Consider the following 21,655-nt stretch of genomic DNA (forward strand, 5'->3'; position numbering starts at 1 on the left):
CCATTGCAAAAATTTCTCTCCTATTAATCCACCATAGAAAGCGCCGCATTTAGCCAATTTTCAACTAACTTTGGATTTGAAGCGAAATGGAAATGGGTGTATCCAGCGACTAGATTTTTAAACAAATAGCCTTCTTGTTGAGCACGAAAGCGACTTTTATTGACATATGCAGGTGAACTGTATTCTCCTTCAAATTGGGAATAATGAAATTCATGTCCTTTCGCACTCTCCCCTTCTCCTATTAAGAAATTTCCGTCTACACCCGAGATTTCTCGATATCCAAGTGCCGCTAACTTCTCTTGCATCCGCACACGTCCACGTATCATCCTTACCATTGGATAAGTTTCTCCACTACGGTCGATAATTTCCTCTGTTAAATACATGAAACCACCGCATTCCGCTAGTGTCGGCAATCCTGATTCAATAGCCGAGCGAATGGACTGTTTTGACACTTCGTTCTCCGCTAAGCTCCCTGCAAATTCTTCTGGAAATCCGCCACCAATGTACAACCCTTGCGCTATTTTCGGAACCTCTTCATTTTGCAGTGGGGAAAAGAAATGCAATATTGCCCCATATGCACGGAGTAATTCGAAATTTTCCTCATAATAAAAATTAAAGGCTGAATCTTTCGCTACTGCAATATGGACTCCTTTCCTTTCTCGTTGGACATCAAAAATAGAAGAAGAAACTTCAAGTGACTGCGCATCGGTGATTTTTAGTAAAAGCTCGATATCAACTGTCTCTTCAATCGCCTCAGCAAGACGATCAAAATAGGAATCTAAATCACCCCGCTCAACTGCAGGAATTAATCCTAGATGACGGCTTGGCATTGGAGCAACGGCCCCTTTTTGCAAATAACCAATAACCGGGATCCCACATTCCTTTTCGATCGCTGTTTTAACAATTTCATAATGACTTTTACTGCCTAATTGGTTACAGAGAACACCTACAATATTAGATTTTTCATCTAACATTTGAAATCCTTTTACAACAGCAGCAACACTTCTTGCCATACTTGCACCATTAACGATTAAAATCACTGGACTTTCAGTTATTTCACTTATATGTGCTGCTGATCCTTCATTTGATAAAGGAGATTTCCCATCATATAACCCCATAACGCCTTCAATTATAGCTACATCCGCTTGCTGACTAGCTCTTGCGACAATGGAGCGAACAATATCTTTGGACATCATGAAACTATCAATATTTCGAGAAGGACGCTTTGTGACTGCTGTATGAAAGGTAGGATCAATATAATCAGGACCACATTTGAATCCTTGTACAGTTAAACCACGCTTCATCAAGGCACGCATAATTCCGATCGTATAGGTTGTTTTCCCCACGCCGCTTCCTGTACCAGCCAATACAAAACGATTCATGTTAGTCCTCCTCAAAATTTATTCGAGCAACAGAAATGGTCACATTTCCACTTTTCTTTTTTTCTAATAATAACGATTTCGCACGTGCATAGCGCATTGCTGCTGGATCACTAACCCCATACGCACCTGTGTATTTAAACACCGTTTCAGATGGGTTTTGCATCGGGATTTCATTGAGCTCAGTTGGAGTGTAAGTAATAAATGACCAATTATGCTTTGTCGTTAGCTCCAGCAACCCTTTTTCATCCTTCTTTAAGTCAATCGAAGCGATGGCCTTAACACTTTTTTTACTTACCTTTAATTCAGCTAAAGTTTCATCAATCACTTGTTCGAATTCCTCAAGTGTTGTCCCTCGATTGCAACCAATGCCTAAAACGAGCGATTTCGGTCGGTACACAATGCCATTTTCAAGCAATTCCTTCTCATTAGGCTCAATTAGACGATCGGTAATAAGTAACGTCGCCTCTGGCTTAGCCTGAATCGCATTTGTAGTTGACGGATAGACTTTTAGATGAGATGGCATCGGATGATCGTACGTCCACCAGTTTTTTTCACCTGTCTCTTGAACGATTGCGACATATTCTTCATTGACAACTGATGCACTAACAGGGGTTAATTTCTCATCGCTCTCCCATTCCCATCCAAACTGAGCTCCAAACAAATCGACTGGGATTGTTTTTTGAACATCTGAAGCAGTTGTAATAACAGGGGTTGCACCAATTGCATAGGCAAATTCGTAAGTTAAGGCATTTGCACCACCAATATGTCCCGATAATACGCTGATAACATACTGTCCTTTATCATCTACAACTAATACTGCAGGATCTTTCTTTTTATCTATTAAAATTGGAGCAATCATTCTTACTACTGCACCGAGTGAAATGATGCAGATAATTCCTTTATATTGTTGAAACAGCGCTGGTAATAATAAACGAACCGTACCATCAAACAGTTGAATTTGTCGTTCTTCTTCATCTCCGTAAGCAAATTTCTTCATATAATAGAGGTCTGCATACGGAAATATTTCTATATAGCTTCTCGCATGTTCTACGCCATGTTTCGTAATGGCGATGAGAGCAAATGGTTTGCGCTTTTCAACGCTAGGGTTCTCACCTTCACGCAAATTAATCATTGCTCTTCACACCTTTACGATAGCCATGTGTAAAGGTTTTATCATACAGCCTAGAACGGAAATCCTTTTCATGAATATTCGGATCTAACGCCCACCCTGCTAATATCATCGCATGTTTACGAATTCCATTAACACGCATCGCTTCATCTAATTCGATTAAGGTCGTACGAACGATTTTTTGGTCTGGCCATGAAGCACGTTGTACGACAGCAATTGGTGTATCGTCTGCCCAGCCTGCTTCCTGCAATTCTTTCATAATTTTTTTCGTTAAGGTAGCACTTAAAAACATCGCAATCGTGCAATGATGTGTTGCTAGTTCTTGTAGCTTTTCACGTTCTGGTACAGGGGTACGCCCCTCTGCCCTTGTTAAAATAAGGGTTTGCGTTAAATCAGGAATCGTTAGTTCAGTCCCAACTGCGGCAGCGGCAGCAAAAACAGAACTGACACCTGGCACAACTTCATATGTAATACCGTATTGCTTAAGTAAGGCTATTTGTTCCATTGTTGCTCCATACATGGCTGGATCACCTGTATGGAGCCGAACGACCATCTTTCCTGCTTGTACACGCTCGACGATACAATCAATCATTTCTTCAAGGTGCATTCCTGCAGTCCGGATAATTTCTGCCGAGGCTTTTGCTTCTTGCACTAATGTTTCACTAACAAGTGAATCCGTGTACATTACAACATCCGCTTCTTGGATGAGTTTGAACCCTTTTACTGTGATTAAATCCGGATCTCCTGGACCTGCTCCGATAATCCAAATTTTCTTCATTATTTGCGCACCACCATACATGATAAGTAATTTAATTCCGCACCTCGAAGCTCATTGACATTCCAAATAACTTCTTCTTCAGATGTAACTTTTGTTACGACATGAGTCTTATCTAATAGATTCATTTCCTCTAATAGATTCAACATATCATCCATGACTTTGGCTACTTTAATAAAGACAATAGAATCATGTGTTTCAATGACTCTTCTCATTTCCTCCATATCCTCTGTAGCAGGGATCATCGCAACATATTCATCGCCATCCGCTAATGGAATTCCTAAACGATTGGCCGTTCCATTAAACGAAGAAATTCCAGCGACTGTTTCAATCGATACTTCTGGATATTTGGATTTCATTAAATTCATAATATGAATAAATGTACTGAATAACATCGGATCTCCTTCTGTTACGAAGGCAACATCTTTCCCTTGAACTAAATAGCGATAAATGGCATCTACAGCCCTTGCCCATTCAATCCTTAGAGTTTCTTCATCTTTTGTCATCGGAAATACTAACCCGAGCATCTCCTTTTCATTTGGGTTAATATATACTTCCACGATACGATGGGCGTAAGATTTGCTTCCTTTTAATTTTTTTGGATAGGCAATGACTGGACTTTCCAGTAATTTACGAAATGCTTTAACCGTAATTAATTCTGGATCTCCTGGACCCACACCTAAACCATATAAAGTTCCTATCGACATCATTCTGTTCCTTTCCTTGCACTCACAATAAAAATGGGATTTAGTGGTTCAAAGCGAGTCAAATTTAGTATTGGCTTACTCCTAGAAATTTGCACCTGTGTAACCGACACTTCACAGCCTAATGTTTTCAAATGATGCATTGCTTCTGCCAGATTCTCGATTGTGGCAATATTCATGACAAGACGACCATTAGGCAGTAGACGAGAAATGCAAATTGCCAATAGTTCTTCCATCTTCCCGCCATTCCCCCCAATGAAAATGGCATTTGGGTCAGGAAACTCATCTAAACGTTCAGGTGCTTTGCCTAGCACTGCCACAAAATCAGCTCGGTGTTTCAACTGATTGTCCAAACAGTTTTTTAAATCATGTTCATTTTTTTCAATCGCATATACTTCGCCTTCACGGGCCATTTTTGCTGCCTCAATGGCAACGGATCCCGTACAAGTTCCGATATCCCAAACAATACTATTTTCTTTAATCTCTAATTCTTGCAAGCTAAGAATTCTAATTTCTCTTTTTGTGATAAGCCCTTTGTCAGGTTTTCGCTGTATAAAGGCATCATCACTTATTCCTAATGAAGCCCGCTCTACTACATAACGTTGCTTTAATATGACCACATTTAAAGGAGAAAAGGACGTCTGCTCCATTTCATCTAACGTCATATGTCGACAGCGTTCATATTCCCCTTGTAAATTTTCCGCCACGAAAGCATCATATTCACTCATGCCAAAACGTTTTAAGTATTTCGCAATCGTTTGCGGAGAATTTATTTCATCTGTTAAAATCGCTATCTTTTTCCTACCGTCAATTCTTTGGGCAAAACCTTTTATAGACCGTCCGTGTAAACTAACGATAAATGCATCGTGCCAGCTTTCCCGCATTTTTGAAAAAGCAAGTTGTACGGAGCTTGTATAGGGATAGATTTCTAACGAAAGTTTTTTTGCAAGCACACTGCCCAGTCCAAAAAACAATGGATCTCCAGAAGCTAATATGACTACATTCCGCTTTTCCTTCTGAAGTTCAGCTATCAGGGAAGATAATCCTCCCTTGACGGCTTTCTTCTCTTTTTTAAATGATGGAAAAAAATTCAAATGACGTTCTCCGCCAACGAGTACCTCGCATTCCTCGATCCATTCTAAATATTGAGGAAGCAATCCATCTGCTCCATTATCACCGATACCAATCATTTTCATCCAGTTCGTCAATATTCTCAGCCTTTCCTATGCATTCTCCGTCTAGTGTATACAATGTAGTCGAAACATTGATAGTAGTATTTATGTGATTCAATGTATGATAACAACAGTTCTTACAAAGCGCTTCAAAGAATGCGTGATTTTCTTTCAGTAAATCAGCAACCTGAGATGCCGTGTTCGCTTGTAGAATTTCTTTTTGAACAGCTTCTTCGATCCCTACTTTTTTTGCAACACCAGCTAAAAACTCAAAGCTAACAGGAGCACTTTTTGAATGGACCATCATGATACCTTGTGCGATCTTTGAAAATTTCCCAATCATTCCGACTAATGAAACATTAGGAATGTTCTTTTTAGCAATATGTTTTAACGTAAATCCAACAAAATCCCCCATTTCAATAAATGCTTCTTCTGGTAGATGGGGATACTGCTTCATCGCATATTTTTCACTTCGTCCACCTGTGGTAATGACTAAGTGATCACATCCGGCTTCCTTTGCCACACTAATTGCTTGTACAATGCTTGCCATATAAGCAGAACTTGAAAATGGCACAACAATTCCTCTTGTCCCTAAAATAGAAATTCCACCAATAATTCCTAAACGTCCATTTAATGTTTTCTTTGCAATCTCTTCACCATCTGGAACAGATATAATGACTTCAATTCCAATGTCTAACTTAAATTCTTCTATTGCTTCTTTTACTACTGCACGGATCATTTTACGCGGAACTGGATTGATCGCAGCTTCACCAATTGGTACTGGTAATCCTGCTTTTGTTACTCTTCCTACACCAATTCCTCCATCTAAGTGAAATCCTTTTCTTTTCGTAAAGCGAACCGTACTTTGAATTCTTGCTTGATGTGTAGCATCTGGATCATCTCCAGCATCTTTAATTGTTTCACACAACACTTCATTTTCTGACACTTCAAATCTAGTCACTTTAAATGATGCGTACTGACCAACCGGCAAATAAATCATGACTTCCTTCGGTACTTCCCCTGTAACAAGTGCTTGCAGCGCCGCCTTTGTCATTGCTGTAGCACAGGCTCCAGTTGTGTAGCCATGACGCATTTGTGAAGGTTCTTTCTTATTTCGTTTCGTTTGCGCGCTCATCAGCCATAATTGAAATGGCATTAAGTGCTGCTACAGTCACTGTACTGCCACCCTTTCTTCCTTTGTTCGTAATGAATGGAATTCCTTCAAGAACAGCTAATTCTGCTTTCGATTCTGCTGCTGATACAAATCCAACTGGCATTCCAATAATTAAGTCTGGTTTGGCTTTTCCTTCCTTTACTAATCGAATTAACTCCAACAATGCAGTCGGTGCATTTCCAATGGCATAAATACCTCCTTCATGCAAACGCACCGCTTTTTGCATCGAGATAATTGCTCGGGTAGTCCCTTGAGCCTTTGCTTCCTTTGCCACATCTTCATCGGCAATATAACAGTGTAAATCACCACCATGCTTTTGAAATCGTTTACGTCCTGAGCCACTTTCAATCATTTGCACATCGGCTACAACATGACGGCCAGCAAGAATGGATTGAATACCTGCTTCAATCGCATCAGGAGTAAAAATCATACTCCTTCCTAACTCAAAATCTGCTGAAGCATGGATCACACGCCTAACTACCAACCACTGCTCATCTGTAAAAGAATGCTCTCCCATCTCTTCCTTAATAATCGCGAAGCTGTGATCATAAATCTTATCTGGATTTACCGTAATTGGTGTAAAGCTTGTATTAAAGTTCATGTTTGCCATTAACAAAACCTCCTAATATATGGGTAACTTCATCGAAATGAGTACAATAGTTGTCATAATGAATGGATGGGCGCTTTATTAAAATGATCGGAACCCCTAATTTTATTGCCGCTGTCATCTTTTCATCAACGGAACCTACTTTGCCGCTTTCTTTCGTTATCATTAATGTCACATGATACTGCTCATATAGTGATTGATTTAGAGATTGTGAAAATGGCCCTTGAATAGCAACAATATCCTTTTGTTTAATCCCTAATTGGTCACACTTCTCCATATTTTCCTTATTCGGAAGCATTCTACATACAAGGCGAATATCATCCTTCATCAAATACTTTGTAAAGATGTCTAACGTTTTACTTCCCGTCGTTAACATAATCGTCCCTTTATGGTTTTGAGCCAACTTTGCAGCTTCCTCATAACTGTTAACTTCTGTAATGAGGGAAGAGTGATACTGTTCTTTTGGCCGCTCATAGCGTATATAGGGGATATTGCAAGCTTTTGCTGCAGCCATCGCTGTTTTCGAAGCTTCCTCTGCATACGGATGACTAGCATCAATCACAACATTTATTTCATGCTTCGAAATAAGCTCCTTCATATCATCCTCAGTTAAACGTCCTACCTGATAGAAAATATTGTTTTCTCTCAAACTATCAGCAGCAGATTCGGTCACAACAGTTGCTAAGAGGGGATACCCTTGATTTTGTAAATGAATCGCTAAAGCTCTAGCGTCACTTGTTCCTGCTAAAAATAAAATCATCGCTTCCTCCTAATCTCCACATGGTGCCGGTTCGACTTCAATTTTCGAGCTCATATCGTGATAATGAAAATGCTGAATTTTCTTCACTCGTTTAAAATATTTAAAAAGACGTTCGTTGGGGTGAGCATGTTCCTTATACTCATCGATTATTCTCTTAAGTAGCGGCAACAATTCATCTGGCTCTATCCCTTCCGCAACTGGTTGAGCAGCATGCGCCGTACGTCCCACTGGCTTTGAGCCAATAAATAGATCAAATTTCTTCTTTCGGTAGACGATTCCTATATCATCAAATACGGCACGATAACAAGCCATCCCACATCCGTTGAAACCTATATGCAATTCCTTTGGAAGTTTTAAACCACCTAGTTCAGAAGCTATTTCCTCAGCGTATGGGATAGACTCCGCTTTTTCGCCGTAGCAAAAGTCACATGCCTTTACAATTAAGACATCACCTATCGGCATTACGATTAAGCCGCTATGCTCTAGTTGGTCAACAATTGATTTGGGCTCTTCTGTCGGGAGCTTCACAATAAAACGATGATCCGGAGTGTACTCTAGTGTTCCTTTCTCCCCAATTATTTCTGCCAATAGACGCATTTGCTCAGGTGTGATAAATTTATTTGCTACTCCGGGAGTAACTGCAAATTCAAATATATTTTCAATCGGCTGTTGCACAAATAAAGGATTTTCAACTTCCGTTTTTGTCACCATTGATACGGCCATTAAGGCTAAGCTCAACGAATTCGTTTTTTTTTTACCTTTTTGCTCTGTAATCTTTGATCCTTCCTTTTTTTGCTCTAACGCCCAAGGTTCTGCCTCTTTTTTCAGGCGTTGATGCGGCTTTAAGCTTTGCTTTTCTTCACCTAATGTATATTTCCGTTGATACCCACGTGGAGTAATGATTTTGTTGTCGTAAAAAAAGGTGGATGAATTCCCAATGATCACGGTAGTCAACATGCCAATTTCATGCTCCAGCATTTCAGCTAAGTTAGTCAGAACGACATGCTGATTTTCACGATATGCACTTTTTACTAAACCAACTGGTGTATCCGGTGACCGATATTTCAATAAAATTCGTTGTGCCTCAACGATTTGACGTGTCCTCCGACCACTTTTCGGATTGTACAAAGCAATGACAAAATCTGCCATTCCAGCTGCTTCAATCCGCTTTTCGATAACCTGCCAAGGCGTCAAATGATCACTTAAACTAATTGTGCATGCATCATGCATAACTGGGGCACCAAGTAGACTGGCACAAGAATTAATCGCTGAGATCCCTGGAACTATTTCTACTCCAATCCCCTTTTCCTCGGTCCACCCCTTTTCAATTAGCACTTCATACACTAGTCCCGCCATCCCATAGACACCGGAGTCGCCACTAGAAATAACCGAAACTGTATGCCCAGCTTCTGCTTGCTTTACTGCTTCTTGCGCCCTCGTCACTTCTTCAGTCATTCCTGTACTTACAATGGATTGTGCCGTTACTAAATGTTCGATTAGGTCAACATACGTTTTATAACCAATAATGTAATCACTTTGCTGCAGAGCATAAATTGCTCGAGTCGTAATATGTTCTTCAGACCCTGGACCAAAGCCAACAACATAAATCTTTCCTAATTCCATTCGCTTACCTCCAATAAAATAAAAAATGCCTGCACTCCTTTTCAAAGGAATACAGGCAATTTAAGATACAATAGATTACTTATTATACTTAAACACAAAAACAATAGAAGTCTACTGTTCCGCCTATACTTCTCCCTCCGAAAAGTAAAGTGTCGTTCAAATAAGCAGGTTTCCTGACTCAAGCTTCTTCTTACTCTTACACCTTCCCGATTTCTCAGTGGTCATGTAATTTCATCAGCTCTTACAGTAGCGGGGGCTGTACTAGATTTTCACTAGTTTCCCTTTTACCTCACATTCGTGAGCACTTATTTAAATTGATCTATTAAATTGGTTTTAATATATCATACAATCTAAACCGTTGACATTCATTTTTTGAAAAAATTATTAATATTGTGTGAATAACTCACTTAATCTTTTTTGTAAAAGATCCGTCCAATCAAAAAAAGTAGGGAAGTTACAGTTCCCTACACTTCTATACTTATTTAATTCGCTCCTGGAGAAGATGCAGCTGCAGCTTGGTCAGCCTTCACACAATCAATCGCAATAACTAGGGCAATAACAATTGTCTCTGTCTCTTCATCCATTATTTGAATCTTGTAGCTATCTCCCCAAGTAAACCATTCCTTGCTTACTTTTCCAATGATCTCACCATTGCGACTGACTTCAAAATTCATATCCCACCAGTTTCCGATGACCTCAATGCCTGCTCCTTCTATTGTATATCGAGCTTTCAGAAAAGAAAATTCCTTCTTGATTGTTAATACCTCGTTACCATTGACCTCAACAAAAAACTTCGGTAAAAAACTTATCACTTTTTTCGTTATGAGGGCAACTTCCTCTCTTAAGGAATTCATAATAGAAAATGTCTTAGGAATTTTCATGAAACTCCCCTCTATGTAATAAACATCTTTTTCCTGCTCATCTTTTACGGTAAATTTTCCACTTAGACTAAATACCTTCTGCTTAATGTATAATTGCTTCATTATATCTATCCTTTTACTCTCTTATTATTTTATTCTTACTAGAAACATTTTCCCGTTGATAGATTATACGATTTAAAAATAAGTAAAGATTCATTTTCATCAGAAGTTCATTTCCACATAAAAATAAAAAGGAAAACAAAAATAGTTTGCGCATTTTTGTTTTCCAAAGCATTGAAATTCATATATCGCATGTAGTTTTCGTTATCCTCTCTCCTTAGGAAATGCTAATTGTTGCAGGATTTCAAACAAATCTTTTTTTGAGCGGGGACAGCTTGGCTCTTTGATTGCTCCTTTCATTTGTTCAAACACTTCAAGTATCCACGGCAATCGCAAATGGCTTTTAGCTAATAGTTGGGGATCTTGAAACACTTTACTTGGGACATTTTGAGCAATTAAGCTTCCATCAGACAATACCCAAATTTCATCAGCCCATTCGTAGGCAAAATCAACATCATGAGTAGAAACTAAAATCGTACGATTCTCACTCGCCACTAAATGAAGCATATTTACCATTTCTTTTGAATAATAGGGGTCTAATCCTGCTGTCGGTTCATCAAAAATCATTAACTCCGGATTCATTGCTAATATGCCTGCAATCGCCACACGTTTTTTTTGACCTACACTTAAAAAATGTGGAGGCTTCTCTTGTAAAGTAAAGGTATCAGTCAGTTCCATCGCATTCTGCACGACTGATTCAATCTCTTCTTTCGATAACCCCATATTCCGAGGACCGTATTGAATATCTTCATAAACACTAGAAGAAAAGAGCTGTGTATCGGGATCTTGAAAGACAATTCCAACATCTCCACGGAGCCTATTTTTTTCCTTTCGTTTATAAGAAAACGCCTTCCCTTTATAAAAGAGCTGCCCTTTTGTAGGTGTTAATATAGCATTTAAGTGAAGTAAGAGCGTTGATTTTCCTGCTCCATTATTTCCTAATAGAGCAATCTTCTTTCCTTTTTTTATTTGAAGAGAAATATTGTTTAGTGCCAGTGTTCCATCTGGATATTGATAAAATACATCCTTTAATTCTAGAAATGAATGTTCCATTCTTTCAGCTCCCATTGTTCCAGAATGATTGACACTTACAACTATTAGAAAACAAATGTAACGATACTGATGATGATAACGAAACAACCGATTCCAAACCAATTTCTTTTGTTATAAGTCTGTTGAACTTCAACTTCGTGGAAATCACCATTATTCCCTCGTGAATCAATCGCTCGTTGGACATCTTGTGCTGTTTTCAGAGATTTAATAAATATACTGATAATTAATTGTGTTAACGAAGTAAAGCTCTGTTTCATCCCCTGATAACCAAGTCTACTTGTTTGTGCAATCCGAACTTCATTCATATTATTCATTAAAACGAAAATGAAACGATATGTGACGACAAATAATTCAATAAATAAAGAAGGTAAACGCATTTTTTGCAGCAACCAAATCATTTGTTGAATCGGAGTCGTTAATATTAAAAAATACATACAACTAATCCCTGCCATTACCGATAAGAGCAGCTCAAGGACAAGTTTGGCATTACCTGAACTAATATAAATTCTCCAGTTCCCTATTTCCACTTGAGTAAGCACGTCCAACACGTTGAAATCTATTGGAGTAACTGAAAAAAGAATCAATAGAATACTTGTAAACAAAAAAAAGAACGGTAACAGCAGTAATTTCAAATAATAGTACAATGGAATTTTTGCACCTATTACCAAGACCGTACTCATGAGAATGAAAACAAAAATCGAACTCGCAGGATTTTTCAATAGCAATGAAAGGAAGAGAAGGGAACCAGCAAAAATCCCTTTCTCTAACGGGTGGACATGTCTAAGTGCATTACAATAAGCCATTTGGTCAATGGGCAACATCTTTACTTTTCACATTCTCCTTATACCTCGCTTTTGAGTAACCAAAAATATAACCAATGATTAACGAACCGATAATCGCTTGCAAGACAAATAATAGACTCTCGGTCTCACCCCCAGGCGGCTCCCATATCGAGCTAAACCAAGGTTCATAGTCCGGGGCAATCTCAACAATCTTCTCTTCCGCTTCTCCATCGGCTCCCCCAAACTCTGAGTCATTCACGATGTAGAGAGGAAATATTGCTAAAAGGACAACAAGTAGAAATAGAATCATATTCTTCATCAATGAACCTCCTTATGTAACACCTTTAAGAGCTTTAATTCATGGGCATTATATTTTCTAATCATGTTCATGACCATAACGGTTAATAACCCTTCACTAATGGCTAGAGGAACTTGAGTAAGAGCAAAGATACTAGCAAATTTATTGAAAGAAGCAACTAGTCCACCAACCTCACTTGGAAAAGCAAGAGCTAACTGCAAAGAAGTGATAACATAGGTCCCTAAATCGCCAAACATCGCTGCAAAGAAAACGATAAGAGAGAAGGACCACTTCCATTTTGTACCTAATTTAAAGATAGCATAGGCAATAATTGGACCTACAACAGCCATCGAAAAAGCATTTGCCCCTAATGTTGTAAGGCCACCATGGGCAAGTAATAAAGCCTGAAAAAGAAGAACAATGGTTCCGAGTACACTCATGACCAATGGACCAAATAGAATCGTTCCTAAACCAACCCCTGTTGGATGAGAGCTGCTCCCAGTGACAGAAGGAATTTTTAAAGCCGATAAGACAAAGGCAAACGCACCTGCTAAACCTAACATCATTTTCACTTCAGGATTCTCTTTCACGATTTTTTGGATTGACCTCATTCCAAGAACAAGGAATGGAATCGTCACAACCCACCAAAAAACAGCCCATCCCACTGGAAGGAATCCTTCCATAATATGCATGGCATAGGCAGGACGAGAAGAATTAAGCCAAAAATAACTGACAAAAAATAAAATAACGACAGCAGGAAACAAAATTGATTTTTTGTACATCATACTTCCTCCTTCTTCAAATTGCACAAAAAAAGAGCACTCAAACCATAGGTTCGAATGCCCAGAATATTTTTTTGTGTTACGCTCCTGTAAAAGTAGAAAACACACATCATTATGTATTCTTGCAAACACCTCCCTATTATCCCGTAGGTTTCATTGTGTTCATTGATTAGGCAGGTCTCCTGACTTAACTTCAACACTTCCTGCGCCTTCCCTTCTCTATTTAAAGAAAGTGGCAACATACAGGTCGCTTCGAATTACAGTGGCGGGTACCGCGTCGGAATCACACCGAACTTCCCTCTTCAATTGGATAAATATACATCCAATACCTATCAATGGAAACTATTAAATTATCTTCAGTATAAATTCACTTGAAAACGTTGTCTAGATCTATCCGGAACAATTTGTGACGAAAATTCAAATTAATAAATCACTTTTACTATTCTCATAAAAATTACTTTCAAATTGAAATACAATGTAAGGTATCCATATTCGTACTAAAACGATATCAGATTTGGATAGGCAAAAACCTTCCCCTGTTGAAAGGAAGGTCTCTAATTTCATGCAACTAATTTTTCAAACGTATTTGGTCCAGCAATTCCATCCTGAGCTAATCTACGATCCTTCTGAAAGGCAATAACCGCTAATCGAGTATTTTCACCAAATATGCCGTCAAGACCTTGAGGGCTATAGCCTAAGCAATAAAGCAACCCTTGAACGATATAGACAATATTTCCTCTGTCATCTTTACGAACAGAACGGAAAGCTGATTTTGTCCGTGGTCCCCAAATCCCATCTACGGTTAGCTTAGCATTATATTGTTTGTTGAGCTCCGTTTGAGTAGCTCTGATCGCAGCTGCCTTTGTATTCGGTCCATAGATCCCATCTACAGTTAAACCAGCCCGATAATTTTGATTTAACCATTGTTGGAATGTAGCGATTGGATGGCCACCAGTTCCTGATGGTCTAGGGGCTGGAGTTGGGGTTGGGGCTGGTGCCTGCGCTGATTTTTTTCTTAAACTAAACGCTTTAACCAATCCATTTACATGCCCTTGTGCAACCTTATCCAAAAAAGCATTCGATTTTAACTTATTTGCATCAGCTGTACTATCAATAAAGCCATTCTCCGTTAAAATTGCTGGCATTGTAGACTGTCTTAAAACAGCAAAATTGGCCCGCTTTTTCCCCCTGTCATTCATGTCAACCTGACTTAAAATCGCTGAATGGATCACATTTTGATGGGATATCGAGGCACTGCTTGGGTTGCTATGAATAAACGTTTCAAAACCAGTACCTCCTCCACTGTTAATGTGGATGGCCATAAAATAGTTGGCACCCCAAGAATTAGCCATATTTGCTCGTTCAGATAGTGACACAAATATATCTTTATCTCGACTCAATCTTACTTCAGTATTTTCATAATTTAAAAGTAAATTTCTTATCCTTAAGGCAATCGCCAAATTCAGGTCCTTTTCTCTAAGTCCATTTCCAACTGCACCCGAGTCTGACCCACCATGCCCAGGATCAATAAAGAATTTAACCATACTAATCACCTCTTATTCCATTGTATGCAGGAGATCGCCTAATGAACGGGCTTGTTATTTTTTACCAAGTTTTATAGTAATGTTGTTAAAAAATTGCCTGCAATAACTTCTCCGCTTAATTATATGAGCGATTATTCATTCAAAAAAGGACACTAAACAAACAGAATGATCTGTTTGTTTAGTGTCCTAGATACAGAGAACAGCCACCTGACCCCACTAACAATCAAGTTATTCGATCTCCAATAAAGCTCCTGTTTTCTTCGCTATATTTTCCATTATCTTTATCAAAATAGCTGCGATTCCAAACAATATGATTCCTATAAGAAATTCTTTGCCGACATATATCAGATTTTGGCTAAAGGTTTCCCCTTCTAATATGTTCCGAATTCCAATAATCGTGTTAGTCATTGGAAGCCAAGCACTAATTTGCTGAACTGCATTTGGAAATAAAGTTATCGGAAAATATACGCCACATAGAACCTGCATTAAACCGATAATGACATTTGTAAATAGATTTATATTTTTAAAGGCTAGGCTTATACTAGCAGCAACGAGTGATAATGCTCCAGTAGATAACAATAGCACCACAATAAACATAGCTAAGAACGGTACTATTGATAGATGAATTTTCACATCAAAGATTACATAAGCATATAAGAAGCTCACTACTATTACAAAAAGAGAGTCTATAAAAGGGATCATCAGTCTTCTAATAATCAGATTAAACGTAGAAGTAGGAGAACAAATATTTAACCCTAACGTACCAAGCCTGCGTTCAGATAAGAACATCCCAATCAAGCTTAATAAAAAAGTTCTTCCACAAATAAAGATAACATTTCCAACAATAATAAATTGGATATATTCTGGTCCTAATATCGCTGCCCCAAAAGTTGCGAAAAACAGATATAACATAAGTGGGTCTAATGCTCTAAATAACAAGTATGATTTTATATCCTGAAGAGAATAGACAGCTTTATATGTTAAGAAGGTAAAATTCCCTTGTAACCAATGCATTTAGAACACCCCCATTACACTTGTTTCTTTTATTTTCTGTGTCATTCGTTTAAGAATCAGATAAGACAATAAGAAATATATAATTGAAATGACTAAACTAATGATTGTAGGTATGATGGGAATAGTATTATTTTCTACTGTGTAGTATAGAGCGTCTATTGCCCAGCTCATCGGGATTACATTTGATATGAATTGAACAGCTTCTGGAAGCATATGAACTGGATAAAAAATCCCACTAACCAACATCATCGGAAACGCAATGAGATTTTGATGTGCATACACATTATTTGAAAAACTATATAATATCGAAAGCAACATTCCGATACTGATAAGTGAAAAAATTAATACAATCGTAGAAACGATAATTCCTAATAAGAAATCGAATGACAATTGAAAGCTGAAAATTAGTTTTGCATAGGCTAATGTAATGACAATCGTTAAAGCTCCTATAATAGAATTACTGATTGCTTTACTTAATAGAATTTGATATACAGACGTATTAGTATTTAAAATTATTTCGAATGTTCCAGACCAATGGAGGGATACAAGTGAAGAACCAGAAGAGTATAGTACATATGACCACATACTCATAATCCCAATTGCAAACAAGTACTTTTCCTCATTTACTCCATCACGCATCATTAGCATATATTTCACAATAAATAAGTACACGATGGGCTGTATAAATAGTAAAAATTGATACATTTTATTTCGGAAATTAGTGAAGTATAGACATTCATAAAATACTAATCTAATAAAGCTCATCTATTTATCCTACCTTCACAATATTGATATAGGCATCTTCTAATGTAATCTCTTTTTGTTCAAGCGAGATCAACTCAACTTTTTTTGAAAGTTCTAACCGTACATCCTCATACTTAAGTGAATTACTTGCCTCAAATCGAATAAAATACAAATCGTCATTAATGTGATTCACTTTAATATGCTTAAAGTACTGGTGAGATTCAAGAAGATTTTCCTTATCCATTTTACAAGTCGCTTCAAACACATGTAAAAAGGAGTAGCTTTCTTTTATTTCTTTTGGAGTTCCAATTGCTTTTATTTCACCTTGATTAATTATTCCGATTCGGTCACAAAGATCATCAGCTTCCTTCATATAATGTGTAGTTAAAATAACGGTAATGTTATTTTTCGATAAATTTTCAATGATTTTTCTAATATTTTCTGCAACTATTGGATCAAGCCCAATTGTGGGTTCATCTAGGAATAGTATTTGGGGATTATTTATTAAAGCACGTGCAATATGTATTCGCTGTATCATACCTTTAGAAAATGTATAAATTTTATGGTCTTTATTGTCCCCTAATTCCACAAGGTTTAATAATTCTTCAATTCTTCCATTTTGCTCAACTTGTGGGACCTTATATAGACAAGCAAAATATTTTAAATACTCCCAAGCGGTTAACCTGCCATAAACACCCTTTTCTCCACCGAACATAAAGTTAATTTGTGATCGAATGAAATCACCATCTGTTACAACATCACGGTTCATAATCTTAACATCTCCTGAAGTTGGAGTTAGTAATGTCGTAAGTACTTTAATAGCAGTTGTTTTACCTGCTCCATTAGGACCTAATAATCCAAAGATTTCTCCCTCTCGGACCACAAATGATACTCCTTTTAATGCCTGCTTAATCTCTTTTTTTCGCTTATGTTTGACTTTATAAACGCGTACTAAATTGTTAACTTCGATCATATTATTCATCCCATCACCCGTTTCCACTTTAAAAATAAGATTTTTTTGAATATTTATAAAATATCAATTATTATATTATAGATTTATATAATCGTCTATGGGATTGTCAAGTATATTTTTCTTAATACATTTCGAAATATATTACATATTCAAAATAATTATTTTCACAATATTGTTGAAATCTATTTTTCTGTACCGCAATATTTTAGTATGATAAAGATCAAAAAACTGAAATCCTTGTTCTTAAGAGATTTCAGTTTTTAATCATTATTGTCAAAATTATAACAACAATGATGAATGCAAATATAAAAACAGGCAATTTCTTTGAAGGACACTTTTAATTTCCCTTACAAAAGCACAACCTCATCACCAACATAAATTTCTCCTGTTTTTATAACCGAAGCATAAACCCCAAAGTTGTTTTTTCTTTCCTTTATAAGCGTTTTATGCAAACTCGGGTCTCGTTCTGAATTATCAGGATCCACCGTAATAATCATACACCTAGGACAATGGCTTACTAATTGAATTTCTACTGAACTACCTATTTTTATTCGTCTTCCAATCCATTCTTCTTCAATAAATGGTTTTTTTTCGTTTAATGAAATAAATAAATTTGGGCGAAAACGACGAAAATCAATATCGTCATTCCCCCATGTTTCTTTCAAATTTACTAGCGAAGCATCTGTTACAAGAAGAATATGTTCTACTGCAATTGGTCCAATTGGTACGTATGAGGGAGAATATTGAATAGTAGACAGTTCCCGTTTAGTTTTATTTTCCATCTCGCTAATTATTTCCGCATCTTCCCAATCTAAAACCTTACCCTCCGGTGTAGTCACTTCCACTTTGGGATATTCTTCTATGGATTCTTCTCCTACAAATTTTGCTTTATATCGAACCATTTCTGGGAAATGAGCTATCGTTAAGAATTTTCCGTTTCTTGTTTTATCTATGTAGGCATGACTGCGGTCTCCATATAAACCATAGGACATTATTTTAGATTTTTGCACCTTTTCCCCGTCAAAAGATTTGATAGGGTGCCGAACAATTTCCTGAATCTCACCGATTAACATGTTTATCACTCCTCTTTCAACAATGTATAAGACAAAGAAAAGATAGCTAATGATCATTATGCTATCTTTTCAAAAAATATTATTCTTTTAAATCCTCAATTGAGTCAATGTCCATATAAGTTGGTACGACTAGACCCTGCTTCGTGCCTTGAAGATTTGGACCTAAATCTTCAAACTGACCTTCATATTCAGCATAGTAATCAGCGTGTGTTGTCGGTAACCAAGCACCTACCATAGCATCACCGCTACCTTCTGCGACACCTGCCCACATCGGACCTGCGTCAACCTGAACTAAATCTACTTCATAACCAACACTTTCAAGAACGTTCTCTACCACATGTGAACTAGCGATTACATCATCCCATGCTACATAAAGAATCGTTAGCTTTTCACCATCTACATTACTAATGCCATCTGTCCAATCACTCACTATTTCCTCATTATCACTTACCCATTGTGAAGCAGCTTCATCTGCCTCAACTCCATCTTGAATTAGATTCATAACTTCTTCCATATGCTCTGGTTCCCAGTTGAAATTATCTAATAGTGAATAAGCATCAGGGTGATCCTCTTTTAAACCTAGACGTACAATTGTATTGATATCTTCAGCTCCACCATAAATCCCCTTTGGATCCTCCAAGTATTTTAAGTCAAAGGTCGCAAACTTCCAATGTGGGCTCCAACCAGTTACAATGATTGGTTCCTCTTTTTCATATGCTCTTTTCAATTCTGCTGTCATGGCAGCACCAGTACTCTCCTGTACTTCCCAGTTATCTAGACCGTATTCAGGTATAACATCATTAATCGTTAAGTTCATTAACCCAGCTCCTGGATCAATTCCTACGATTGTATAATCAAGTTGTTCACCTACAGAATCAGATGAACCTCCTGATTGCTCACCTCCATCACAGGCAGCTAGGCCCAAAGTGACTGCTAACACAGATGTTATTCCTGCTATCTTTTTTATCACGTCAAAATTCCTCCTTTTATTTATTCCCTTTTAACCTCTATACATAGTTGTTTTTATGTAATAACCTCATTATAAACAGAATATTCAACTATGAACAAACCACATATATCGTTATTATTGTTTATATAATACGAACAGAATTTACTGTACGTATTATATAATATAAATACCTAGAAATGCTCTCATATGCTCCGTTTAACACCCCGAGGGAGAACTTTACAATTCTTTCATGAATAGGTAATCTAGGTTTTAAAAGGAAATAAGCTTATAGGATGTGAGATTGTTGCAGAACAATGAGATATTAGAAAGATCCAAATCTATCGTTATAGATGCAATTGCTCAAAATATGAATCTTTATGGCATCTCCCCATCTACCGGAAGGGTTTACGGTCTTTTATTTTTTTCGGAAAAACCACTTACCTTGGATGAAATGAAAGAAGAACTCGGAATGAGTAAAACAAGTATGAGTAATTCAGTTAGAAGTTTACTTGATTTTAATATGGTCGAAAAAGTTTGGGTAAAGGGTGAAAGAAAGGATTTATATGCCGTTAAGAAAGATTGGTATCAGTTCTTTTTTGATTACTTCACAACCAAATGGAGATCAGCCATTACCATGAATGGCAATACAATGGAAAAATCTATTGAAGATTTAAAGAATCTTCTTGCAAACCAGGAAACTTCTGAAGATATTCGTGAGGAAGCCCAAATGGTCATAAAAAAGCTAGAAGATAGACTTGATTATTATGATTGGCTCAACAGACTCATCGACAGTTATGAAACGAAGGATATTTTAAACTTTATCCCAATTGAAAAGAAAAAAGAAGAGGAAAGTAATGAATAGAGAAAGGAGGGGCGTTTTCTGTCCCTCCTTTCTCTTTGCTTACCTGTTAGATTCTTGAACATTTTGTGAAAACCCCAAAATTATCATCTGCTTTTAGGACCAGGCATTATATTTGTCACTATTCATCATGTCGTAATCGTTCAATAATGAAGGAGAATCAAATTAACGAGAAATGGGGTTTTCTTTTGAATTTTCCACAATTAAAAATTGGACATATGATGCCGAAACTTCCGATCATACAAGGCGGAATGGGAGTAGGCATTTCATTAAGTGGTCTTGCATCAGCTGTTGCGAATGCTGGTGGAATTGGCATTATTTCTGGAACAGGAATTAGTATTGAGGAATTGAGATTGCATATCAGAAAGGCGAGAGAATCAATCAAGAATCAAGGCTATATTGGGGTCAACGTTCTTTTTGCGATGAATGATTTTGCTGAAAAAATGAAGGTTGCGATCGAGGAAAAAGTCGATTTCATTATTTCTGGAGCTGGTATCTCAAGAGACATGTATAGCTGGGGCAGAGAGTCCGGCATACCAGTCATCTCAATCGTTTCGACAGCAAGACTTGCAAAAATGTCAGAACGACTCGGTGCTTCTGCTGTTGTTGTAGAGGGACATGAAGCTGGTGGACATCTAGGAACTGAAAGACCATTATTCGATATTTTACCAGAGGTCGTTGCTGCTGTAAAAATCCCCGTCATTGCTGCTGGTGGAATCATGTCAGGAGAAGATATCGCCCGAGCGATTCAGATGGGAGCTTCTGGTGTTCAGATGGGGACTAGATTTGTAGCAAGTAATGAATGTGACGCCCCCTTATCCTTTAAAGAAAAGTATGTTCGTGCAAAACAAGAAGATATCGTCATGGTGAAAACAACTGTCGGACTAGAAGGTCGTGCAATTAAGAACCATTTTACCGAACAGATAGCTGGTGATAAAAAAGTTAAAATTAAGAAATGTATTGATTGCCTGAAGAATTGCTCGTATCGATTTTGTACAATGGATTCCTTAGTAACATCGATGAATGGAGATTGCGAAAATGGGCTCGTGTTTGCAGGAGCAAGAGTTTCAGAGATAAACGACATTCTCCCTGTGCAAACGATTATAGACAACATAATTGCTGAATATGAAGCTTGTTAGTTAACTTAAGAAAAAACTGGCAAAAAGACAAATAAGATACCTATCTTCTTTAGTTGGAAAAGGAGCTACCCTTGGGTCCCTTTTCCAACATAGTTTAATTCATCAACATTAACACTGTATGTACGTATAAAACCATATT

Annotated in this window: 22 protein-coding genes and 2 riboswitches; of the genes, 2 read left to right on the plus strand and 20 right to left on the minus strand. The window is 37.5% G+C overall.

Translation table 11 applies throughout. The features are described 5' to 3' along the window. Nucleotides 1-23: 23 nt before the first annotated feature. The 20 genes from AA0X71_RS16195 to AA0X71_RS16290 form a co-directional block, all read right to left on the minus strand. The gene (locus AA0X71_RS16195; protein ID WP_413356346.1) at nt 24-1,382 is read right to left on the minus strand and encodes a cobyrinate a,c-diamide synthase; all 1,359 of its coding nucleotides are present in this window, start codon (nt 1,380-1,382) and stop codon (nt 24-26) included. Between the two features lies 1 nt (nt 1,383). Further along, nucleotides 1,384-2,514, minus strand: a complete 1,131-nt coding sequence (locus AA0X71_RS16200) for a cobalt-precorrin 5A hydrolase (protein WP_413356348.1) — start codon at nt 2,512-2,514, stop codon at nt 1,384-1,386. Continuing rightward, on the minus strand, nt 2,507-3,289 hold the full coding sequence (gene cobM / locus AA0X71_RS16205; protein WP_413356349.1) for a precorrin-4 C(11)-methyltransferase: 783 nt from the start codon (nt 3,287-3,289) through the stop codon (nt 2,507-2,509). Before cobM ends, AA0X71_RS16200 begins: the two co-directional genes overlap by 8 nt. Further along, nucleotides 3,289-3,993 (minus strand): precorrin-2 C(20)-methyltransferase, encoded by a 705-nt coding sequence (gene cobI / locus AA0X71_RS16210; protein WP_413362631.1) that lies wholly within the window; start codon nt 3,991-3,993, stop codon nt 3,289-3,291. The genes cobM and cobI overlap by 1 nt, the downstream gene beginning before the upstream one ends. Next, the gene (gene cbiE, locus AA0X71_RS16215; protein WP_413362633.1) at nt 3,993-5,186 is read right to left on the minus strand and encodes a precorrin-6y C5,15-methyltransferase (decarboxylating) subunit CbiE; all 1,194 of its coding nucleotides are present in this window, start codon (nt 5,184-5,186) and stop codon (nt 3,993-3,995) included. Before cbiE ends, cobI begins: the two co-directional genes overlap by 1 nt. Continuing rightward, entirely contained in the window at nt 5,164-6,297 is a 1,134-nt protein-coding gene (locus tag AA0X71_RS16220) for a cobalt-precorrin-5B (C(1))-methyltransferase (protein WP_413362635.1), read from the minus strand. Before AA0X71_RS16220 ends, cbiE begins: the two co-directional genes overlap by 23 nt. Then, nucleotides 6,272-6,946 (minus strand): precorrin-8X methylmutase, encoded by a 675-nt coding sequence (locus tag AA0X71_RS16225; RefSeq protein ID WP_413356350.1) that lies wholly within the window; start codon nt 6,944-6,946, stop codon nt 6,272-6,274. Before AA0X71_RS16225 ends, AA0X71_RS16220 begins: the two co-directional genes overlap by 26 nt. Further along, complete coding sequence (gene cobK / locus AA0X71_RS16230) at nt 6,927-7,703, minus strand: precorrin-6A reductase (protein ID WP_413356351.1); 777 nt, start codon at nt 7,701-7,703, stop codon at nt 6,927-6,929. Before cobK ends, AA0X71_RS16225 begins: the two co-directional genes overlap by 20 nt. A gap of 9 nt (nt 7,704-7,712) precedes the next feature. Next, on the minus strand, nt 7,713-9,326 hold the full coding sequence (cobJ, locus tag AA0X71_RS16235; protein WP_413356352.1) for a precorrin-3B C(17)-methyltransferase: 1,614 nt from the start codon (nt 9,324-9,326) through the stop codon (nt 7,713-7,715). Between the two features lie 145 nt (nt 9,327-9,471). Next, nucleotides 9,472-9,650, minus strand: a riboswitch (cobalamin riboswitch). A 158-nt stretch (nt 9,651-9,808) separates the two neighbouring features. Then, the gene (locus AA0X71_RS16240) at nt 9,809-10,309 is read right to left on the minus strand and encodes an LURP-one-related/scramblase family protein (RefSeq protein ID WP_413356353.1); all 501 of its coding nucleotides are present in this window, start codon (nt 10,307-10,309) and stop codon (nt 9,809-9,811) included. Between the two features lie 201 nt (nt 10,310-10,510). Further along, a complete protein-coding gene (locus AA0X71_RS16245; protein WP_413356354.1) occupies nt 10,511-11,359 on the minus strand; it encodes an energy-coupling factor ABC transporter ATP-binding protein in 849 nt (282 codons plus the stop codon). Nucleotides 11,360-11,403: 44 nt separating this feature from the next. Continuing rightward, nucleotides 11,404-12,180 carry a cobalt ECF transporter T component CbiQ gene (gene cbiQ, locus AA0X71_RS16250; RefSeq protein ID WP_413356355.1) on the minus strand — a complete coding sequence of 259 codons (777 nt, stop codon included), beginning with the start codon at nt 12,178-12,180 and terminating at the stop codon, nt 11,404-11,406. Further along, complete coding sequence (locus AA0X71_RS16255) at nt 12,167-12,460, minus strand: energy-coupling factor ABC transporter substrate-binding protein (RefSeq protein ID WP_413356357.1); 294 nt, start codon at nt 12,458-12,460, stop codon at nt 12,167-12,169. The genes cbiQ and AA0X71_RS16255 overlap by 14 nt, the downstream gene beginning before the upstream one ends. Then, nucleotides 12,460-13,221: an energy-coupling factor ABC transporter permease gene (locus AA0X71_RS16260; protein WP_413356358.1), complete on the minus strand. Its 762-nt coding sequence runs from the start codon at nt 13,219-13,221 to the stop codon at nt 12,460-12,462. Before AA0X71_RS16260 ends, AA0X71_RS16255 begins: the two co-directional genes overlap by 1 nt. A gap of 154 nt (nt 13,222-13,375) precedes the next feature. Then, nucleotides 13,376-13,569: riboswitch (cobalamin riboswitch) on the minus strand. Between the two features lie 212 nt (nt 13,570-13,781). Continuing rightward, nucleotides 13,782-14,765 carry an N-acetylmuramoyl-L-alanine amidase gene (locus AA0X71_RS16265; protein ID WP_413356359.1) on the minus strand — a complete coding sequence of 328 codons (984 nt, stop codon included), beginning with the start codon at nt 14,763-14,765 and terminating at the stop codon, nt 13,782-13,784. A 228-nt stretch (nt 14,766-14,993) separates the two neighbouring features. Next, nucleotides 14,994-15,779 carry an ABC transporter permease gene (locus AA0X71_RS16270; RefSeq protein WP_413356360.1) on the minus strand — a complete coding sequence of 262 codons (786 nt, stop codon included), beginning with the start codon at nt 15,777-15,779 and terminating at the stop codon, nt 14,994-14,996. Further along, on the minus strand, nt 15,780-16,544 hold the full coding sequence (locus tag AA0X71_RS16275; protein WP_413356361.1) for an ABC transporter permease: 765 nt from the start codon (nt 16,542-16,544) through the stop codon (nt 15,780-15,782). A gap of 4 nt (nt 16,545-16,548) precedes the next feature. Further along, entirely contained in the window at nt 16,549-17,496 is a 948-nt protein-coding gene (locus tag AA0X71_RS16280; protein WP_413356362.1) for an ABC transporter ATP-binding protein, read from the minus strand. Between the two features lie 347 nt (nt 17,497-17,843). Further along, a complete protein-coding gene (locus tag AA0X71_RS16285; RefSeq protein ID WP_413356363.1) occupies nt 17,844-18,569 on the minus strand; it encodes an MOSC domain-containing protein in 726 nt (241 codons plus the stop codon). Between the two features lie 79 nt (nt 18,570-18,648). Next, the gene (locus tag AA0X71_RS16290; RefSeq protein WP_413356365.1) at nt 18,649-19,539 is read right to left on the minus strand and encodes a glycine betaine ABC transporter substrate-binding protein; all 891 of its coding nucleotides are present in this window, start codon (nt 19,537-19,539) and stop codon (nt 18,649-18,651) included. Between the two features lie 283 nt (nt 19,540-19,822). On the opposite strand from AA0X71_RS16290, the gene AA0X71_RS16295 reads away from it, so the two are divergent. Together AA0X71_RS16295 and AA0X71_RS16300 are read left to right on the plus strand one after the other, a co-directional pair. After that, nucleotides 19,823-20,380, plus strand: coding sequence for a GbsR/MarR family transcriptional regulator (locus AA0X71_RS16295; protein WP_413356366.1), 558 nt, complete (start codon nt 19,823-19,825; stop codon nt 20,378-20,380). A 215-nt stretch (nt 20,381-20,595) separates the two neighbouring features. After that, complete coding sequence (locus AA0X71_RS16300; protein WP_413362637.1) at nt 20,596-21,516, plus strand: NAD(P)H-dependent flavin oxidoreductase; 921 nt, start codon at nt 20,596-20,598, stop codon at nt 21,514-21,516. Nucleotides 21,517-21,655 lie beyond the last annotated feature (139 nt).

This window comes from Robertmurraya phoenicis, assembly GCF_047302285.1.
GTDB lineage: Bacteria > Bacillota > Bacilli > Bacillales > Cytobacillaceae > Robertmurraya.

Excerpts from the sequence above, each read along its gene's own strand:
- AA0X71_RS16195 (WP_413356346.1), bottom strand. The coding sequence starts at position 1,382 with ATGAATCGTTTTGTATTGGCTGGTACAGGAAGCGGCGTGGGGAAAACA.
- AA0X71_RS16200 (WP_413356348.1), bottom strand. The coding sequence starts at position 2,514 with ATGATTAATTTGCGTGAAGGTGAGAACCCTAGCGTTGAAAAGCGCAAA.
- cobM (WP_413356349.1), bottom strand. The coding sequence starts at position 3,289 with ATGAAGAAAATTTGGATTATCGGAGCAGGTCCAGGAGATCCGGATTTA.
- cobI (WP_413362631.1), bottom strand. The coding sequence starts at position 3,993 with ATGTCGATAGGAACTTTATATGGTTTAGGTGTGGGTCCAGGAGATCCA.
- cbiE (WP_413362633.1), bottom strand. The coding sequence starts at position 5,186 with ATGAAAATGATTGGTATCGGTGATAATGGAGCAGATGGATTGCTTCCT.
- AA0X71_RS16220 (WP_413362635.1), bottom strand. The coding sequence starts at position 6,297 with ATGAGCGCGCAAACGAAACGAAATAAGAAAGAACCTTCACAAATGCGT.
- AA0X71_RS16225 (WP_413356350.1), bottom strand. The coding sequence starts at position 6,946 with ATGGCAAACATGAACTTTAATACAAGCTTTACACCAATTACGGTAAAT.
- cobK (WP_413356351.1), bottom strand. The coding sequence starts at position 7,703 with ATGATTTTATTTTTAGCAGGAACAAGTGACGCTAGAGCTTTAGCGATT.
- cobJ (WP_413356352.1), bottom strand. The coding sequence starts at position 9,326 with ATGGAATTAGGAAAGATTTATGTTGTTGGCTTTGGTCCAGGGTCTGAA.
- AA0X71_RS16240 (WP_413356353.1), bottom strand. The coding sequence starts at position 10,309 with ATGAAGCAATTATACATTAAGCAGAAGGTATTTAGTCTAAGTGGAAAA.
- AA0X71_RS16245 (WP_413356354.1), bottom strand. The coding sequence starts at position 11,359 with ATGGAACATTCATTTCTAGAATTAAAGGATGTATTTTATCAATATCCA.
- cbiQ (WP_413356355.1), bottom strand. The coding sequence starts at position 12,180 with ATGTTGCCCATTGACCAAATGGCTTATTGTAATGCACTTAGACATGTC.
- AA0X71_RS16255 (WP_413356357.1), bottom strand. The coding sequence starts at position 12,460 with ATGAAGAATATGATTCTATTTCTACTTGTTGTCCTTTTAGCAATATTT.
- AA0X71_RS16260 (WP_413356358.1), bottom strand. The coding sequence starts at position 13,221 with ATGTACAAAAAATCAATTTTGTTTCCTGCTGTCGTTATTTTATTTTTT.
- AA0X71_RS16265 (WP_413356359.1), bottom strand. The coding sequence starts at position 14,765 with ATGGTTAAATTCTTTATTGATCCTGGGCATGGTGGGTCAGACTCGGGT.
- AA0X71_RS16270 (WP_413356360.1), bottom strand. The coding sequence starts at position 15,779 with ATGCATTGGTTACAAGGGAATTTTACCTTCTTAACATATAAAGCTGTC.
- AA0X71_RS16275 (WP_413356361.1), bottom strand. The coding sequence starts at position 16,544 with ATGAGCTTTATTAGATTAGTATTTTATGAATGTCTATACTTCACTAAT.
- AA0X71_RS16280 (WP_413356362.1), bottom strand. The coding sequence starts at position 17,496 with ATGATCGAAGTTAACAATTTAGTACGCGTTTATAAAGTCAAACATAAG.
- AA0X71_RS16285 (WP_413356363.1), bottom strand. The coding sequence starts at position 18,569 with ATGTTAATCGGTGAGATTCAGGAAATTGTTCGGCACCCTATCAAATCT.
- AA0X71_RS16300 (WP_413362637.1), top strand. The coding sequence starts at position 20,596 with ATGATGCCGAAACTTCCGATCATACAAGGCGGAATGGGAGTAGGCATT.